Below are 18,729 nucleotides of genomic sequence, written 5' to 3' on the forward strand. Positions count from 1 at the left end.
GAATGAGGGATAAGCCGAGGCTCTATGAGCGGCGAAAAAGCTGAAGGAATAACAGGTAAAAATGTTTGTATATCTTCACGCAAGAAAGAAAGAGCATATGTGCGAAACTCAGGTGAAGTGGAAATGAAAAGCCGTATATCCGCATCAATGAGAGCCGCAATCGCAGAAGTAAAATCTCCATCAGTAAAAGCACAACGATACACCCGAGCATCAGATGCTCCTTTGTCAAGGAGAGAATCTATGCGTGTAAAAAGTTTTTCACTGACAGCATGAGAATCAAATGAAACTTTCTCAACGGCTTTTGCATATGCGCTAGCTTGAGCAACACAATCCCAACTCCGGATGGCAGTACGTAAAGGATCTTGCGCAGTATCGTCAGATTGTCCTAGGCGTTGAAGATCTTCACTTTGGGATAAAAGACCAGATATAGGGGAATTGTCAGAAGGTGGTTCCGAAGAATATTTAGAATCTGCGCCCTCAGAAAAGACAAATCCCCAACTCGCTATAGGAGGAATAACAGCGTCACTTGTCAAATGAGAGGCACGTTCAAGGTAAGAGACAATATGAGAATCTGCCTCATCAAGTTCAACTCCATAGGTATCGGCAAGCTTTTGAGCAGCAGCATGGCGTCCTACAGCAATCAAAGCCAACGCATATGCGTCTTCTGAGTCCGATACATTCCCTGTAGCAATCATTCGTAAATCGCGTTCAGACGACCTGACAAGCCACGTAATAAAAGTAGGAACATCGACAGGAGCAGAAGCTACCGGGGGGATCTGATAAGCGTCAGGGAATATATGACCTTGCCAGGGATCCCACATGCCGCCGACAGCATCTAAACGAGCCTGAGCTGATTGAGCGAAAGCGTCCAAAGCAATACGGCACGGTTCACATTCAGAAGATTTGCGGGCAAAAGCTTGCGCACGGGTAAATGCTGCTACCTCAGTTCGTGCAGACATATCACGTGCTTTTTGCAGGTCATCCAAAGGAGGTAGCGCGCCAGGTGACCCGGAGAGATGAACTCCACAGGCGCTCAACGACAGAGCAGCACATAATGAAACAGCGACGAGAAGTACAGGTTTTTTCTTCGCAACACGCTGAAAAAACATCCTCATACAAGCAAAATACCTACTCGCAACACGCACGAAGCTATCATCTCATGGATAGACGGGTACGATTACACACAGATAACGTGTTGTACGCACAGTGAATAAAGAAACAACACGCATAACCAAAGACAACTGAACAAAGTAAGGGACGAAAGTGGGCAAACCTCAGCCAGATGAAAATCTGTATAACCTACTCAGGCCAATTGTTGCAGAACAAGGCGTAGAACTTGATGCCGTTGTTCTTACCTCACAATACGGGATGACATTGCTTCGTGTGACCGTTGAAGAACCCGAAGGTGAACAATCTCTTGACGCAGATACTTTGGCTGATGTTTCGCGTATAGTTTCTGCAGCTTTAGATAAAGCAGACCCCATTGAGCAAGAGTATCTGTTAGAGGTGTCTACCCCTGGTATTGATCGCCTGCTACTTCAGCCCGCACACTGGCGTCGACAAATGGGGCGAACAGTGGCTGGTCGTCTGTACGATGGACAACGTTTCGCCGGTCGCGTGTGCGCAGTAGATGATGTATGTGTGACACTAGAAGTGGAAGGTGAAAAGACAACTTTCGACTACGCGCAGATAAAGAAAGCGCGTGCGCAAGTGGAACTCACCGCCACCGATCAAGGCAATGAGGAGTGAACTGAATATGGAAATCGACATGACTACGCTCCGTGTAGTGGAGCAAGAAAAAGGCATTGCCCTCGACACCCTAGTTGATGCCATCGAAGAAGCGCTTCTGAAGGCCTATCACAACATCCCCGGTGCGATCTCTCAGGCTCGCATTGAGATTGATAAGCGCACAGGGCGGGTGAGTGTTCTTGCAATGGATGAAGATGAGGACGGGAATCCTATCGGAGAATTTGATGATACTCCGAAAAATTTTGGTCGTATCGCGCAGGCAACAGCTCGTTCTGTGATTATGCAACGTTTACGTGACGCTGACGATCAGCGTGTTTTGGGTGATTTTGCTTCACGCCAAGGACAGATCGTGACGGGTGTTGTCCAGCAGTCACGTGATGGTCGAATGACTCGTGTCCTTTTGGGGGATGAGTTTGAGGCTGTGCTTCCTGACGCTGAAAAAGCGCCGGGGGAATTTTACCGACATGGTGATCGTATTCGTGCGTACGTTGTATCTGTTGAGCGAACAGAAAAAGGGCCTCGTATCACTTTGTCTCGTACACATCCGGGGCTTATTACAGGTCTTTTCCACCGTGAAGTTCCAGAAATTCAGCAAGGACTTGTAGAGATTAAAGCAGTAGCACGTGAAGCGGGGCATCGCACGAAGATTGCGGTTGCTGCTTTACGTGAGGGTGTGAATGCGAAAGGCGCATGCATTGGGCCAATGGGTGCTCGTGTGCGTTCTGTTATGACGGAACTTGGCGGCGAAAAGATCGACATTGTTGATTATTCAGAAGATCCTGCAAGTTTTGTAGCGAATGCTTTATCGCCTGCACGTGTTGCTCGCATTGTTGTTCATTCTGTGGAGAATCGGACGGCCACAGCAGTTGTTCCTGATTTTCAATTGTCGCTGGCCATTGGTAAAGAAGGGCAGAACGCACGTTTGGCTGCCCGTTTGACCGGTTACCACATTGATATTCATTCTGATACGGAAAATGGTGCCCAGAGTGAAGTCTCGCGTTCTTCTATGTCGGATGAGGCTCGTGGATTTATGTCCCATCCTGATGATATAGAAATGTGAGTAGCTGAGTGCTGTGAGCTACTGAGTTCTCGTACTACTCATGCACAAACAGATGGTGGCGCATGTCCTCAAACTAAGGGCGTGCGCCATCGTGTTGAAATCTTTGTATGGTAGGGGAAAACGCAGGCACTGGTTTTGTCCCATTGAGTAGTGCTTTTCTATTTGACGGTAAAATTATGGCAAGCCTCACATGAATTTACTTGGGGAGAGATACTCATTTCCTTCTCTGTCTCAATTGAAAATTTTCTTCTACTATCCGCTAACGAATAGGGATTGAATTGGGGAGACAATCTATTCGCTCTTTTTTATCCCGCTTGGAAAAACTTCCTGATAAGAACGAATAAAGACGACGTGACCATTCGCTCACCACTCAAACGTGGCAATTGGCTTAAGCTCCGCTAAGCTGGGGGATTGTGTCGAACTATGACCTGCAAGCAGGAGATAGGGATGGTGTATATACCGGACCTGTCCGTACCTGCGTAGGTTGTGGTTTGCAAGCAAACCGTGCGGAACTGATCCGCATGGTTGCCACACAAGGGTCTGCACATGTGGACCTGAGTCGCAGTCTCCCAGGCCGAGGCGCGTGGATTCATCCGAATCTATCGTGTATAAAACGGGCGCGCCAGCGTAAAACGTTCATGCAACGTTTGCGGCTCCAACGTGACATACATGAGTCCGTATGGCAAGAACTGGATGAGGCTGCACATAAGATGGCGCACGGTGCGTTGTCTTCTTGAGTAACGGAAGCGGGTTGGAAGCTGATGGGCACCCGATGAGTACCCAGCGATGAGCTGCCAGCAATATCAATGACGTGTCTCCTGCCTGGGGTCACGTCCAGACAGGAGAAAAGTGGCAAAGTTGCGTGTCCACGAGCTTGCTAAAGAGCTCGGAATCACCAGCAAGGAACTACTGACATACCTTAATGACCACGGAGAGTTTGTTAAGGCATCGTCATCAGCGCTGGAACCACCAGTCGTGCGTTCAGTGCGTGAACATTATCAAAGTCAGTCAGAAACAGCGGCACCTGAAAAAAATGCTGCTGAAAAGAAGACGACCAAAAAGACTTCACCGACCCGAGCCGCAGCGCCTAAGCCTGCTGCTCCTCAAAAAGTATCCTCTGCGCAGAGCACACAAACGGAAGCGCCTGCTGAAAACCAAAAAGCAGAGTCTAGCCCATCCGCTGCTGCATCGGTGCAGGAAACACCGGCTGAAAAGCCTGTGCCCGTTGCAGATACGCAAAAATCACAGGAAGCAGAGCCTACCCGCCCTGCACAGCCTCGTGCTCCGCAAGCATCTGCATCCACCCCGGGCCCTCGACCTGCAGCGCCACGTCCGGCTGCTCCACGGCCTAGCGCAAAACCAAATGCTCCGCGACCGGCAGGCCCGCGTCCGGGGAATAATCCCTATGCCTCAAGCCAAGGGATGCCACGTCCAGGAGGCAGCGGTGCTACTCGTTCTGGCGCAGGTCCGCGTCCAGGTGGGACAGGAGGCCCGCGTCCGGGCCCGCGTCCAGGTGGTTCACGTTCGACAGGAAATGCTGCTGCTCAAGGTGAACGTCCAGCACGTTCAAACGGGCCACGCTCATCAGGTGGTTCACGCGGCGGAGGTAACACGCCTCGTCAAAATACTTCTTCGGCTCCTCGTTCCGGTGGTGGCGGCGCTTCTCGCCCAAATCCAGGAATGATGCCAGGGCAAGCGAATTTTGTGCGTGGAGCAGGAGCTCCACCTGAGCGTGCTCCTCGTTCTGGTGGTGGCGGTCGTGGCCGCAGCAACGGGTCACGTGCAAACGCAGGCGTGGGTGCCGCTGCAGGCGCAGGTGCAGGATTTGCTCCTCCTCGTGGTGGTCGTGGTGGATCTGGTGGCCGCGGTGCAACTCCGGGTGCTTTCGGCCGCTCTGCTGGTCGCAGCCAGCGTGGTCGTAAGTCAAAGCGAGCAAAACGTCAAGAGTTTGAACAGCAGAATGCTCCGGTTATTGGCGGTGTTCAGGTTCCACGTGGGAACGGCGAAGAAATTCGTATTCGCCAAGGAGCAACTCTGGCTGATCTTGCGGAAAAGATTAACGTCAACCCTGCTGCTCTGGTCACAGTGCTTTTCCACCTCGGTGAGATGGCTACGGCTACACAGTCGCTTGACCAAGATACTTTCGAGGCATTAGGCGCAGAATTGGGATATGACGTGAAAGTTGTGTCCCCAGAAGATGAAGATCGTGAACTCCTTGAGTCCTTCGACATTGATCTTGAAGCTGAAGAACTTGATGATGCAGATCATTTGCAGGCTCGTCCTCCGGTTGTAACCGTTATGGGTCACGTTGACCACGGTAAGACGAAACTCCTTGATGCTATCCGTCATACTGACGTTGTTGATACTGAACACGGTGGTATTACCCAGCATATTGGTGCTTACCAAGTCACGGTTGAACATGAAGGTCAGCCTCGTCCGATTACATTCATTGATACACCAGGTCACGAAGCATTTACTGCTATGCGTGCTCGTGGTGCGCAAGTAACCGATATTGCTATCCTCGTGGTTGCTGCTGATGATGGTGTGATGCCGCAGACAGTTGAAGCTATCAACCATGCTCAGGCCGCCCAAGTTCCTATTGTCGTTGCTGTGAACAAAGTCGATAAGGAAGATGCCAACCCCGGCAAGATTCGTGCTCAGCTCACCGAATACGGGTTAGTGGCTGAGGAATACGGTGGCGACGTAATGTTCGTTGATGTATCAGCGAAGCAGCGCCAAGGTATCCATGACCTGCTTGAAGCGGTACTTTTGACTGCGGATGCGGCTTTGGACTTAACTGCGAACCCTCATACAGACGCTCGTGGTGTAGCTATTGAAGCCAATCTTGACCGCGGTCGTGGTGCTGTGGCCACTATGTTGGTTCAGCGCGGAACTTTGCGTGTAGGCGACGCTTTAGTTGTGGGTTCTGCTCATGGTCGTGTGCGCGCTATGTTCGGTGATGCGGGTGAAGAAGTAACCGAGGCAGGGCCGTCACGTCCTGTACAGGTTTTGGGTTTGACTTCTGTCCCACGCGCAGGTGATTCATTCTTGGTTGCCCAAGATGATCGCACTGCTCGTCAGATCGCTGATAAACGTGAATCTGTTGAACGTCAAGCAATGCTTGCGAAACGTCGTAAACGCGTGTCCCTTGAAGACTTCGATAAGGTCTTGAAGGAAGGCGAAGTTAATACTCTGAACTTGGTCATTAAGGGTGACGTGTCCGGTGCTGTGGAGGCTCTGGAAGATTCACTGTTACGCATTGAAGTGGGTGACGAAGTTGCGCTACGTATTATTCACCGTGGCGTGGGTGCTATCACTCAGAATGACGTGAACCTGGCGACCGTTGATAATGCAGTCATCATTGCATTTAACGTGCGTCCTGCTGAACGGGTTCAAGAGTTGGCTGATTCTGAAGGCGTAGAGATTAAGTACTACAACGTCATTTATTCAGCAATTGATGATGTAGAAGCCGCTTTGAAGGGTATGCTGAAGCCGATTTATGAGGAAGTCCAGTTGGGTTCCGCTGAAATTCGGCAAGTGTTCCGTTCAGGTAAGTTCGGTAATATCGCTGGTTCGATTGTGCGCACGGGGACGATCAAACGTGGAACGAAAGCTCGTTTGGTTCGTGACGGCGTTGTTGTTTCAGACAACCTTGAAATTGTTTCTTTGCGTCGTGAAAAGGATGATGTCACTGAAGTCCGTGAGGGCTACGAATGCGGTATCACCCTTGGATACAAAGACATTGCAGAGGGCGATGTTATTGAAACGTGGGAGCTGCGTGAAAAGGCACGTGATTAATCGCGAGTAATACATGCTCTCATCATGTGCGGGTCGGCTTGTCTTATGGCAGGTCGGCCCGTTGCTTTTGTGCTCACCCTTTTTGTTCACAGGCCGCACCTGAACAGAATGTGCGAGCACTGTATTTATGTGGGCTTTGACAAGTCTGCGGGCTGAGAACACGAAGCTCAGCTTTACCTCACAGGGCCGGCGGCACCTGTATCTCAGAAGAACCGCTACTATTAACGGGGTATATTAAAGGGAAAGAAAGTCAGAATGTGAGGAACCGCAATGGCAGACGAAGCGCGAGTGCGTAAAGTTCAAGACCGCATACAACAAACTGTTGCACGTATGCTTGGCCGTCGTATCAAGGACCCTCGTTTAGGATTCGTCACCATTACCGATGTGCGTGTCACCGGTGACCTGCAACATGCTTCCATTTTCTACACGGTTTTGGGTGAGGAACGTGATCGTCAAGCAAGTGCCGCCGCCTTTGAGTCAGCTAAAGGAATTATTCGTTCGGAAGTTGGAAAAGCCTTAGGAATCCGTTTAACTCCAACCGTGGAATTCATTTTGGATGGTTTACCAGAAAGCGCCGCAGCTTTAGAGGAAGTGCTCACAGCAGCACGAGAAAAGGATGCGCAGATTGCTCAAATCGCAGCGCAAGCAACCTACGCAGGAGATGAAGATCCTTACCGTAAACCTGGTGAGTATGACGAGTATGACGAAGAACCTGAATGGCCTATCGAAGATCACGAAGAAAATAATTAACTCACAGGCAAGATTATTTGATCTCCGTAAAATCGGGATTTTTTAATCTGAGTAAAATGCAGTGCATAAAATGTGCTGCGCTCTGAGCGACACAGAACAGCGAAAAGGCACTGTGCCGTGACAGTATGCGTGTGAGAATAGTGCAGGTACTTGCATTAATTGCCTACTTCTACGAGTGATTCATAAGGATAAAACCCAAGTTATGGCAAAACGTCCCGATCGATCAGTACCAGGTTTGCTGATTGTTGATAAGAGTTCTGGAATGACAAGTCACGATGTGGTTTCGCGTGTGCGTCGCCTGGCTCATACCCGAAAAGTTGGCCATGCAGGTACTTTGGATCCAATGGCAACGGGTGTTCTTGTCGTAGGAATTGGTAAGGCAACTCGCTTACTCACTTATATTTCAGGCAGCTCAAAAACCTACAATGCGACGATACGTTTGGGAATTGAAACGACAACGGAGGACGCTGAAGGCCAGCTTATTTCTGCACGTGGTTGTCCTTCCCTAGATGAGAGTGCTCTGGAAAGAGTGCTTTCAGGTTTGCGGGGAGATATTTTGCAGGTTCCTTCAAAAGTAAGTGCCTTAAAAATTGCAGGTCAAAGAGCTCATGCATTGGTTCGTGCTGGTAAAGAAGTGGAACTAGAAGCGCGTCCTGTGCATATTTCACGTTTAGAAGTTTGCGCGCCTTTCCGTTCAAGTGTCTGTGATCTTGCGGAGGATGTTTTCTTTCCGGTAGATGCTGAGGAGAAAGCCTATTTTGTTGCCTCAGATTTTTTGCAGGCTCAGGCTACTTTTGATATTCCCAGAAACACCAAGCTAAAGACACCTCATGTGCCTGTTGTGGATGTTGATGTGGTCGTGGAATGTTCTTCCGGGACGTATGTGCGTGCCTTGGCCCGTGATATTGGTGCAGCATTAGGTTGTGGTGCTCATTTGACGTATCTGCGTCGCACACAGGTTGGTGTTTTCACATTAGATCATGCGCATACGCTGGAATCTTGTGAAGCATTATCTGTCGATGATCTGTCGCAAAATTTTACGGAAAATACTGAAAAAACTGAAGCAAGTACTCTTTATCGTGTTGGTGAAGAAACAATAGGTTCTGCTCCTGTTTGTGCTCCTGCGCCTTTTTTGTTGCCGCTTGATGAGGTAGTGCATTCACTTTTTCCAACTCTTGTGCTGACCGAGGAAGAAGCGCTACGTTTTGCTCATGGCAATCCACCTCAACGTCACGTGCCTGCGCTCGCAGGGCAACACAGTGATAATTCTGGGCACGTGAAAGATAAGGTTCATCCAATTGCGGCTTTACATCCTGATGGGCACGTGATGGGTTTACTCGCGGTACGATCAGGAAAGCTGGTTACTTTATTGGTGTTTTAAGTCCGTCATGCAATAGTGGGTGACGGATGGCCTCATGCAATAGTGGATGGAATGAGAACTTATGGAAGTCTGGACGGATTTATCGCAGGTGCCCGCAGGGATAAGTGCTGTCGTCACGATCGGTAATTTTGATGGCATGCATTTGGGACATAAGAAAGTTATTGCGACATGTGTTGAACGTGCGCGCAAACGTGGTGTGCATTCTGTTGCTTTAACTTTTGATCCGCATCCACGGAAAGTTCATCAGCCAGACAGCAGTATGCAGTTAATTGAGCCTCTCCGCGACAGGCTTGACGCGATGGCAGCAACCGGTCTTGATGGGACCCTTGTGGTTCACTATGACGCCAGTGTGTACGTGCTAAGTCCGCAAGATTTTGTGAAACATTATCTTGTGGATGCTTTAGGTGTGGCAGAAGTTGTTGTGGGTGAGGATTTCCGTTTTGGCCAAGGAAATTCAGGAACGGTTGATACATTGCGTGCTCTTGGGCGCAATGATGATTTTGATGTTGTCATGGTGACTGATATTGAGGCTCCTGAGGGGCGGCGTTGGTCATCGTCGTGGGTTCGGGAATTACTGGCTATTGGTGATGTATCTGGTGCTGCGCGAGTTTTGGGACATTTACATCGTATTCGTGGCACTGTTGAGCATGGGCATAAAAGAGGTCGTGAGCTCGGTTTTCCTACGGCGAATTTATGTTCGAATATTGAGGGCGTGGTTCCTGGTGATGGCGTGTATGCGGGGTGGCTTGTGCGGCGTGTGCCTGATACCTACGCTGCAGAATTTTTACCATCTGCGATTTCGGTGGGGACAAATCCACAGTTTTTAGGGCGTGAACGCACGGTTGAAGCACATGTGTTGGGGCGTTCTGACTTGGATTTGTATGGTGAGGACGTGGCTGTCACTTTTGTTTCACGTATCCGGTCGATGTGTACTTTTGATTCGGTGCCTACTCTATTAGCACAGATGGATGAGGATTTGCGTTCAACGGCTGCTGTTCTTGGTATTGGGGTGACGGGTCGTGTGGATCCATCTCAGGTAACTGCTGGCCGCTTTTAGGTGCTGAAGCTGAAAAGTGCCCGATCCCACAGGAAAAAAGTCGCTTTCATGGGATGTGTACTTTTATTCGCAAAACTTGCTCATGTACCATAGAAAGGCCGTCATGACGGCCACGGATTGTATGCTGCAGGGAATCGCCCTGTTGCTCCGTGCAACGAACAGAGGAGAGTCCTATGCCCTTAGCAAAGGAAGTAAAAGACAAGATTATTGCCGAATACGGTACTCATGAGGGTGACACTGGCTCTCCTGAGGTACAGGTCGCGCTGCTGACTCAGCGTATTAAGGATCTGACCGAACACTTCAAGCATCACACGCATGACCATCATTCCCGTCGCGGTTTGCTGCTTCTGGTTGGTCGTCGCCGTCGTTTGCTTGGCTATCTGGCTGAAATTGATATTGAGCGTTACCGTTCGCTCATTGAACGTCTCGGCCTGCGTCGCTGACATACAACCGGCCCGATCCCAAGGGGAGCGGGCCGGTTTGTTCCCTCTGCCTATCTGTGCATGTTTTAGTTTAAGCACGTGCTGACAAACAGATATGCATTACGTATGAAAATTGCGTTTGCCTTGAGCTGACGGTTTTCGACAGTGGCTTACGGACTTTACCGCCTCATTTATATGGGGTAGTAAGAAAGTGATGTCCGTGGGCTTCGATCGAAGGCCGACGCTGCAAACGTCACCATCACGAAAAGGAGAATCTTGATGATGGAAAGCAACGAAATTGTTGCTGCAGAAGCGATTATTGATAATGGTCGTTTCGGAAAACGTGTTGTGCGTTTTGAAACTGGCCGACTGGCGAAACAAGCTGCAGGGTCGGCTATGGCCTATTTGGATGACGAAACTGCGATTTTGTCTGCCACAACTGTTGGAAAACAGCCGAAAGATCAGTTTGATTTCTTCCCGCTTACTGTTGATGTGGAAGAACGTTCCTATGCTGCTGGTCGTATTCCTGGGTCTTTTTTCCGTCGTGAAGGACGTCCCGGAACTGAAGCTATTCTGGCTGCACGTCTGATTGATCGTCCGTTACGCCCAGGTTTCGTCAAAGGTTTGCGTAATGAAGTTCAGGTGCACGAAACCGTGCTCGCTGTGCATCCAGATGATGCTTACGATGTTCTCGCAATCAATGCGGCGTCTATGTCAACACAAATTGCGGGCCTTCCTTTTACTGGCCCAATTGGTGGCACACGTCTTGCTCTGATTGATGACCAGTGGGTTGCTTTCCCACGCTGGTCAGAAATGGAGCGTTCAGTCTTTAACATTGTTGTTGCTGGCCGTATTGTGACTGCTGAGGATGGCAGTGACGACGTGGCGATCATGATGGTGGAAGCCGGTGGCGGTGACAATGAATGGGATCTCATTCAAGCCGGTGCAATGGCTCCTACCGAAGATGTAGTAGCTGATGGTTTAGAAGCTGCGAAACCATTTATTCGTGTACTGTGTGAGGCACAAATTGAGGTTGCTCAGCGCGCCTCGAAAGAAACCGCGGAATTCCCATTGTTTTTTGACTACACTGATGAGGAATACGCTGCTGTTGAAGAATGGGTGGGCGATAAGCTTGCTGCTGCTTTGCTTACTGAAGGAAAATTGGCTCGTGATGAAGCTGTTGAAGCAGTAAAAAGTGATATGTTGGCTGCTTTGGAGGAGCGTTTCCCTGAGGCTGAAAAAGATCTGAAAGCGGCTTTCCGTTCTTTGGAGAAATCAACGATTCGTAATCGTACTTTGCGTGAAGAAATACGTATGGACGGTCGTACTCCTCGTCAGATTCGTTCGTTAGCTGCTGAAGTTGAAGTTCTTCCGCGTGTACATGGTTCGGCTTTATTCCAGCGTGGTGAAACTCAGATCCTTGGCGTTACCACTTTGGCAATGCTCCGTATGGAACAGCAGTTGGATAACTTGTCGCCAATTACTGCAAAGCGTTATATGCACCAGTATAACTTCCCCCCCTTCTCGACAGGGGAAACTGGGCGTGTCGGTTCACCAAAGCGTCGTGAAATCGGACATGGTGATTTGGCAGAGCGTGCGCTTCGTCCAGTGATTCCTTCGCGTGAAGATTTCCCTTACGCTATTCGTCAGGTATCTGAGGCCTTGGGTTCGAATGGCTCTACCTCTATGGGTTCTGTGTGTGCATCAACATTATCCATGTTGCAAGCTGGCGTTCCTTTGCGCGCGCCCGTGGCTGGTATTGCTATGGGCTTAATGACAGGTGAAGTTGATGGCGTACAAAAAGCTGTTACTTTGACTGATATCTTGGGAGCAGAAGACGGCTTCGGAGATATGGACTTCAAGGTAGCTGGTACTCGTCAGTTCATCACTGCTTTACAGTTGGATACAAAGCTTGATGGTATTGACTCTCAGGTTCTGCGTGCGGCTTTAGCTCAAGCTCGTGATGCACGTATCGCGATTCTTGATTTCATGGAGCAAGCCATTGATTCTCCAGATGAGATGAGCCCTCATGCTCCTCGTATTATCACGGTTCAGATTCCTGTCGATAAGATTGGCGAAGTGATCGGCCCTAAGGGGAAGATGATTAACCAGATTCAGGAAGATACCGGTGCTGATCTGACCATTGAAGATGATGGAACAGTGTACATTGGTGCTTCTACGGGTGAGGCTGCTGAAGCTGCTCGCGCCGTGGTCAATCAGATCGCTAATCCGCAAATGCCTGAGGTAGGGGAGCGCTTTGTGGGGACTGTTGTGAAAACAACGTCTTTCGGTGCTTTCATTTCCTTGACCCCAGGTAAGGATGGTTTACTCCATATTTCACAGGTCCGTAGGCTTGTGGGTGGTAAACGCATTGAATCTGTGGATGATGTTCTTCAGGTAGGACAACAGGTTGAGGTAGAGATCGCTGAAATTGGTGATCGCGGCAAATTGTCTTTGCATGCTGTTGTTGAAGGTGAGGTAGCGGCTGAAGAAGTTTCTGCTGATACAGAATCTGAAACTTCTGCGCGCCCGGCACGCCGTGAACGTCGTGACCGCACAGATCGTCGTGAGCGTCGTCCTCGCACACGTACTCGCCGTCGTCGTGAAGATGAAGATGGCGGAAATTCTGCTGATGAGTCAGTGCAGGAATGATACTGCTGCTTAAAGCTGCCATTACGCACTAGTGTGACGGTAGCAGAGCAAAATAGTCTCATAAGTGGTGAAACCGAGATGAACGTATTGTTCATCTCGGTTTCCTTTATATTCTGCATCAGGTACAGATACACAATATTGTTACAATTTATGTCATGTGTGTAGGGTTTTCGTTAGATACTTTTCTCAAGCGCGTGCTGTTTACTTGACTGTTTGAGCGTCGTATTTTTCCCTATGCTGTTCAATGATTGTGACATGTTTTTCTGCCCAGCGGCGAAGCGCTTGGATAGGTTCTACGACTGAGTGTCCTAAATTAGTGAGGGAATAATTAACTCGGGGTGGAATAGTTGGAATAACTTCGCGGTGTATGAGGCCATCGCGTTCCATGGAGCGCAGTGTTTCTGTCAGTACTTTTCCAGAGATTCCGCCGATGAAATCTTTGAGCTGCGTGAAACGAACCGTGTTTTCTTGACTCAGCACAGTGATAATCATTGGTGCCCATCGGTCGGTGACATGACGAAGGACAGTACGTGAAGGGCAATCCGCGTTGAGAATATCCCCGTCTGCTTCGGTTTCGCTTTGTGTTCTGCAGGTACTCATATAGTATTCCTTTTAATTACTTTCAGTAACAAATGAATAATACTTATTATTCACTCTATAAACAATGGTGGGGATGAAGAAAACTATTGCACATAACGCAAAATACAATCGGGTATTTATAAGCCGAGTAAGCCCAAAAAGCTCACGATCTGTATTTTATATGAGGATCTTTACGTGATGGGTAAACAGGTGCTCCCTGAAAACAGGGAGAAACAAGAATTTTTTGTTTACTCCTCATGCTTTCAGGGAGCACCACCACGGTGTTACTCTGCCACTTCAGATTGCTCAGAAGATATTCGTAATAGTGATCTCAGGTTTTGTTGGATTGCTGAGATCAAAAGTGCCTACTACGCGGAATCGATTATGTTGATCCGACGATGAAGATGAGTAACGAGTGATGATGTCAGCTTCGCTGGACTCAAACCTTCCCATTGAAAAATCAATGTCAGCAATTTTCTTTGCGAGGCTCCCAAGCTCAAGCGTGCTTAAGTTCTTGCTTTGTACAGGGTAAGGACAACGTTCATCAAGGTTACCCCCAACTGTCGAACATGATTTAACTAACTCATTCGCTTTCTCTAGAAGGAGTTTTTCAAAAGATTCAGTGGCTTTTGGTTTAATCGAGACATAATCATCCTTTGAGAAGGCATCAAGTACGCGGAGAGTTTTTTCATCAGACTGAATATAGTCATTAGCTACTCCCGATACTGTGTAAATGCCCGGGAACAACGGCAATGACAGATTCTCGCGTGCTTTAACAGTGGTACCACCAATAAGTACTTCTGAGAACCCTTCCGCTCTGATGTCTATCCGCTTAAGTTCAGGTGCTTTGAGCTTCCAAGTGCGCAGGAGTCCGAATTCTTTTGGACCGGGTTGAGCTTCAAAGAACTGCGTGAATTGTTCGCCATCAAGAGCGAGTGTTGCAGTCACATGTTGTGATGTTTCGTTTGAAGCAGCAGCATTTTCTACGTGGATATTAACAATTTCGATATGAGCTGAACTATGCGCCAGTACATCGTTTGTCAGCAGTACACGTTCGTCATTTCGGATTCCTGGATCAGCGATACTTAAAGCCGTCTCAGCATCACCTTTCGCAATTGCTTCAAGATATTGACGTACAGGTTGTTCTGCTGTCCGCATACTATTCACGATATTCAGAGCAATAACAGCACCAACACAGAGCACAGTGAGAACACCAATCACTGAGGCGGCAAGTACAATCTTGCGTTTCTTTTGTGCAGACATTGGCGTGCGAGGTACTGATACTACAGGCAAAGGCGCTACTGCTGGTGCCGGTGATTGTGCTGGTACTGAAGGAGCGGAAACAACAGGAATTGTTTCCACCTGAGCTGCTTCTGTCATAGGTGTGGCGGGAGGGGCTGACTCTGAAATGCTCGATATCGGTGGAGGAGGTGTCATTACAGTTGTCGCTTGAGGAATTGTTGTCCCCATAGCTGCGGTAGTAGTTGTGGGAGCTACTGGCGCGGGAATATAGCTTTGTGCCCAGACAGCATACTGTCCACGTCCGCCTACGAAGGTCAGTAGGCCGAGCGCATTTTGTGCACAGAACATGGGAAGAATTTCTGCAAGAACTGAAAGAGCAAGGAAAGCAAAAGCAACTACGATGACGGAGGCAAAACTCACACCTACAGAGGCCGAAATACCTATGAACGATAAACGGATACTAGAGAGTACTACGGCAAAAATAAACCAGAGGGTGGTAGCAGCTACTGGTAATTGCCACACGCGATTCCAATGGATACCTGAACTTCGCTCACGTCGCAAACCTACTCGAAGTGCTGCTGCAAGCAGACATATAAGCGCCACAAGAATCAACACGTAGCCCAGTCCATAGGGAAAATCCCATGCGTGGATAGCTTCGGGGAGTGAGCGGAATTCGCGTGGAATTTTTAATACTCCATCAAGCAGAGGTATGTTTTTAAGCTCTGACATGGGGAGATTAATTTCAATCCCGCCAAGGAAACTCAGGCCCAGTAAGCTGCACACCTGATTTGGCAAAAATACGATGAAGACCAAGGCGATGAGGAATGATCCGCTCTCAAAGCTTAAGTACAAGGTTGTCAGGACAGAAATAGCAACGTAAACAATTCCAAAAACAAGGGTGCTGTGAACGGTCTCTGTGCACATGCGAATGAACCATGCTGGACGCCACTGCAATCCTAAGAAATGACTACGTGTCAAGAAAAGCGTAGCGCTTAGGACACAGACGAGAGAGAAAAATTCGAGGAAATAACGCGGATCCAGCGACGCAGAGGCCAGATTACCCAGAATTTGAGCTGTGGTGCCGCCAAGTTTATTCAATACAAAAGAAAGTAAAACCGTAATCAGTGCAATGATGGCACTTTCTGCCAGTGAGCGCACAGCTATAGGGGTTGTTTGTGCGATAAGTCCATCGTGTGTGAAACGGAAACGAGCAATAAGGTATGTCAAAAATACGATAACGACGAAAGTCGTTAGAGGCATAATGAAGAATGACACACCCACTGAGGCCGATAAAAAGCCAGAACCAACAGATAAGCTAGCTCCACTTCCCAGAATATAACCGATCATTGGGAAAATGGTGCTGAAAGGTAGGCTAAAACCGAGGGTAACGAAAAGCGCACTCAGGAAAGCGGTAAGCATGACAGCGCCTAAAAGGAAGCCAAGTGTTACGAAAGCTTCAGAAGTTCCAATGACGCGAAGCTGAAGTCCTACAGGCGAGGCAATGGGCTGCTGAAGTTCTTGACCTACCGGCGCGCTAGGCGCGGGCGACACATTGTTCGCTCCTTGCTCAGGTAGGGGGGGTAGTTAGAGGGGCAGATGCATTATCAGATGGTGGAGGAAGAAATCCGTCTGAACTGCTCATAGGTTCTCCTTACAGGTTGATAGGAAAATTTTAAGGAACCGTGTAAATATTACACCTTGTTAGAGTATATGTAGGTCTATTTATCATAGATATTTTATGAGTGAAATTATTTTCTTATGCGCTTCTACACATATATTCACACCCTATCTGTGCCGGCATGCCTGCGCTGAGGTATAACAGTTAAACTAATCCGGTGAGTATGACTGAAATTTCTTTGCCGTTTCCCACCCTGCCTCAGCGTTACACAAGTGAATTTAATGATGGGGATACGCGTGTTGAACGCACAATTTTAGAGTGCGGTACCCGTATTGTTACTCAGCATGTTCCGGCGACACGTAGCGCAAGTATTGGCTTATGGGTTCCTGTAGGTTCGCGTGATGAAAAACCAGAGCATGGGGGATCAACGCACTTTCTGGAACATCTGCTGTTTAAGGGGACACATACTCGCACGGCTTTAGATATAGCGGTGGCATTCGATTCTGTTGGTGGGGAATCAAATGCGGAAACAGGGAAAGAAACTACTTCGTACTGGGCGCGAGTGGTAGATGAAGATGCTCCGATGGCTACGAGTGTCCTTATGGATATGCTTTCTGATTCTTTGATTGACCCAACAGAATTTGAGGTAGAACGAGGCGTTATCCTTGATGAACTGGCAATGAATGAAGACAGCCCAACGGATATTGTTCATGAGGCTTTTCAGCACGCTATTCACGGTGATACCCCTCTTGGACGTCCAGTGGGAGGTACAGCGGATGCTATTCGAGCGGTGGGACGTGAAGACGTGTGGGAGCACTATCAGACAACCTACGGTCCGGATAATTTGGTAGTTGCTGCATCAGGGAATGTTGACCATCAGGCGATTGTTCGGCTCATTGAGGATAGTCTCGCGCATTCGACGTGGGTTGATCGTATGACCACACCCTCATTGCCTCGTCCGCGTCGCTCAACGAATCCTCTACAAAACTTACAGGGAACAGGGGAGGAGATACGTTACCGTGAGGTGGAACAAGCGCATGTGATTATTGGATGTCCGTCAATGCGCGGTGACGATGAACGGCGGCCTGTGATGAATGTGCTCCTCACTATTTTGGGAGGCTCAATGTCCTCGCGTTTATTCCAAGAAGTACGTGAAAAACGTGGCTTAGCGTATACGACCTATGCTTTTGATGCAGCCTACTCGGATGCGGGAGCTTTTGGAATGTATGCAGGTACTTCGCCGTCACGGGTTGATGAAGTGGAAAGCGTTATGATCGGGCAATTAGAGGAACTTGCAGCTACGGGGCCAACTCAGGATGAACTTATTCGTGTGCGAGGCCAGGTGCGAGGTTCTTTAGCGCTTGGCATGGAATCTCCGTGGGCGCGGATGTCACGTTTAGGGCGAGCCGAGGTGAATGGGCGTTATCGTACAGTCGCGCATGCTTTAGAAGCAATTCATGAGGTAACAGCCGATCAGGTACGTGAGCTAGCCGCTGAGTTAGCGAGCTTACCTCGATCGCGTGCTTTAGTTTTGCCGAAACCATGATTCTCATTGAGGCGAAAGAGATACTCCTACACTTGGCTTACGGGCAGATAAGCATGAGAGAAAATTTTACGCGAAAATAGTGAAGGAAATTTTCTGCGGTGACTGGGTGTTTTATGCAAGGAAAGGCTGAATGAATGAAGAAAGTTGCTGTCATCGGTGCTCAAGGACGTATGGGAAGCACTGTTGTGAGTGCAGTAACAGCCGCACCGGATATGACACTTGTTGCCAGCATTGATGCTCAGCAACCGGTCAATGCTGAAACACTTAACGGAGCAGATGTCGCTGTGGATTTCACTGTTCCGTCGGTAACCGAACAGAATGTGCATGCTGTTCTCGAAGCTGGAATACACGCAGTTGTCGGTACAACGGGTTGGACTGCAGAATCTTTAGATAGGGTTCGCAATCATGCTGAAGCTGTGGATTGTAGTGTTCTTATCGCACCCAACTTTGCTTTGTCAGCTGTTCTTGCAATGAAGTTTGCGGCGATGGCAGCTCCCTATTTTGAGTCTGTTGAAATTATTGAGAAGCATCATCCTGCAAAAGTTGATGCTCCCTCTGGAACTGCTGTACATACTGCACACGTGATTGCTGAAGCTCGGAAGAACGCAGAGTGTCCTCCTATTCCTGATGCCACAGAAAAAGATCCTTTAGGTAGTCGGGGTGCTGTAGTTGAGGGAATTCCCGTTCATGCTGTACGTTTACGTGGTTTGACTGCTCATGAGGAAATCCTTTTAGGAAATCTCGGAGAACAAATGACTATCCGTACGGATTGCTTTGATCGAACAAGTTTCATGCCGGGCGTTTTATTAGGAATTCGACGGGTTGCTGACTTTCCTGGACTGACTGTGGGCCTTGATACGCTGATGAATATATGA

At 48.7% G+C, this 18,729-nt stretch carries 14 protein-coding genes; 11 read left to right on the forward strand and 3 right to left on the reverse strand.

Features of this window, described 5'->3' with window-relative positions; all coding sequences use genetic code 11:
• Positions 1 to 1,109: hypothetical protein (locus LRP54_RS06700; protein WP_231235466.1), on the reverse strand; the 1,109-nt coding region annotated here is incomplete at its 3' end.
• A gap of 154 nt (positions 1,110 to 1,263) precedes the next feature.
• Here LRP54_RS06700 and rimP point away from each other — a divergent pair.
• From rimP to LRP54_RS06745, 9 genes are all read left to right on the forward strand, one after another.
• Entirely contained in the window at positions 1,264 to 1,749 is a 486-nt protein-coding gene (rimP, locus tag LRP54_RS06705; protein WP_231235467.1) for a ribosome maturation factor RimP, read from the forward strand.
• 7 nt (positions 1,750 to 1,756) lie between these two features.
• Positions 1,757 to 2,809, forward strand: a complete 1,053-nt coding sequence (nusA, locus tag LRP54_RS06710; protein ID WP_231204966.1) for a transcription termination factor NusA — start codon at positions 1,757 to 1,759, stop codon at positions 2,807 to 2,809.
• 413 nt (positions 2,810 to 3,222) lie between these two features.
• The gene (locus LRP54_RS06715) at positions 3,223 to 3,546 is read left to right on the forward strand and encodes a YlxR family protein (protein WP_231204968.1); all 324 of its coding nucleotides are present in this window, start codon (positions 3,223 to 3,225) and stop codon (positions 3,544 to 3,546) included.
• Between the two features lie 112 nt (positions 3,547 to 3,658).
• Entirely contained in the window at positions 3,659 to 6,607 is a 2,949-nt protein-coding gene (gene infB, locus LRP54_RS06720; RefSeq protein WP_231235468.1) for a translation initiation factor IF-2, read from the forward strand.
• Between the two features lie 270 nt (positions 6,608 to 6,877).
• Positions 6,878 to 7,357 carry a 30S ribosome-binding factor RbfA gene (gene rbfA / locus LRP54_RS06725; RefSeq protein ID WP_231204972.1) on the forward strand — a complete coding sequence of 160 codons (480 nt, stop codon included), beginning with the start codon at positions 6,878 to 6,880 and terminating at the stop codon, positions 7,355 to 7,357.
• A gap of 202 nt (positions 7,358 to 7,559) precedes the next feature.
• Positions 7,560 to 8,738, forward strand: a complete 1,179-nt coding sequence (truB, locus tag LRP54_RS06730) for a tRNA pseudouridine(55) synthase TruB (RefSeq protein WP_231204974.1) — start codon at positions 7,560 to 7,562, stop codon at positions 8,736 to 8,738.
• A 61-nt stretch (positions 8,739 to 8,799) separates the two neighbouring features.
• The gene (locus LRP54_RS06735) at positions 8,800 to 9,795 is read left to right on the forward strand and encodes a bifunctional riboflavin kinase/FAD synthetase (RefSeq protein WP_231204976.1); all 996 of its coding nucleotides are present in this window, start codon (positions 8,800 to 8,802) and stop codon (positions 9,793 to 9,795) included.
• A 173-nt stretch (positions 9,796 to 9,968) separates the two neighbouring features.
• Positions 9,969 to 10,238 carry a 30S ribosomal protein S15 gene (gene rpsO, locus LRP54_RS06740; protein WP_231204979.1) on the forward strand — a complete coding sequence of 90 codons (270 nt, stop codon included), beginning with the start codon at positions 9,969 to 9,971 and terminating at the stop codon, positions 10,236 to 10,238.
• Positions 10,239 to 10,496: 258 nt separating this feature from the next.
• The gene (locus LRP54_RS06745; protein ID WP_231204981.1) at positions 10,497 to 12,869 is read left to right on the forward strand and encodes a polyribonucleotide nucleotidyltransferase; all 2,373 of its coding nucleotides are present in this window, start codon (positions 10,497 to 10,499) and stop codon (positions 12,867 to 12,869) included.
• Positions 12,870 to 13,070: 201 nt separating this feature from the next.
• On the opposite strand, the gene LRP54_RS06750 is transcribed toward LRP54_RS06745, so the two are convergent.
• Together LRP54_RS06750 and LRP54_RS06755 are read right to left on the reverse strand one after the other, a co-directional pair.
• Positions 13,071 to 13,469 carry a winged helix-turn-helix transcriptional regulator gene (locus tag LRP54_RS06750; protein ID WP_231235469.1) on the reverse strand — a complete coding sequence of 133 codons (399 nt, stop codon included), beginning with the start codon at positions 13,467 to 13,469 and terminating at the stop codon, positions 13,071 to 13,073.
• 285 nt (positions 13,470 to 13,754) lie between these two features.
• Positions 13,755 to 16,241 carry a hypothetical protein gene (locus LRP54_RS06755; protein ID WP_231235470.1) on the reverse strand — a complete coding sequence of 829 codons (2,487 nt, stop codon included), beginning with the start codon at positions 16,239 to 16,241 and terminating at the stop codon, positions 13,755 to 13,757.
• A 290-nt stretch (positions 16,242 to 16,531) separates the two neighbouring features.
• On the opposite strand from LRP54_RS06755, the gene LRP54_RS06760 reads away from it, so the two are divergent.
• Together LRP54_RS06760 and dapB are read left to right on the forward strand one after the other, a co-directional pair.
• A complete protein-coding gene (locus LRP54_RS06760; RefSeq protein WP_231235578.1) occupies positions 16,532 to 17,854 on the forward strand; it encodes a M16 family metallopeptidase in 1,323 nt (440 codons plus the stop codon).
• Between the two features lie 134 nt (positions 17,855 to 17,988).
• Positions 17,989 to 18,729: a 4-hydroxy-tetrahydrodipicolinate reductase gene (gene dapB / locus LRP54_RS06765; protein WP_231235471.1), complete on the forward strand. Its 741-nt coding sequence runs from the start codon at positions 17,989 to 17,991 to the stop codon at positions 18,727 to 18,729.

The sequence above is a fragment of the Schaalia sp. lx-100 genome (genome assembly GCF_021083625.1).
In the GTDB taxonomy this organism is placed as follows: Bacteria; Actinomycetota; Actinomycetes; order Actinomycetales; family Actinomycetaceae; genus Pauljensenia.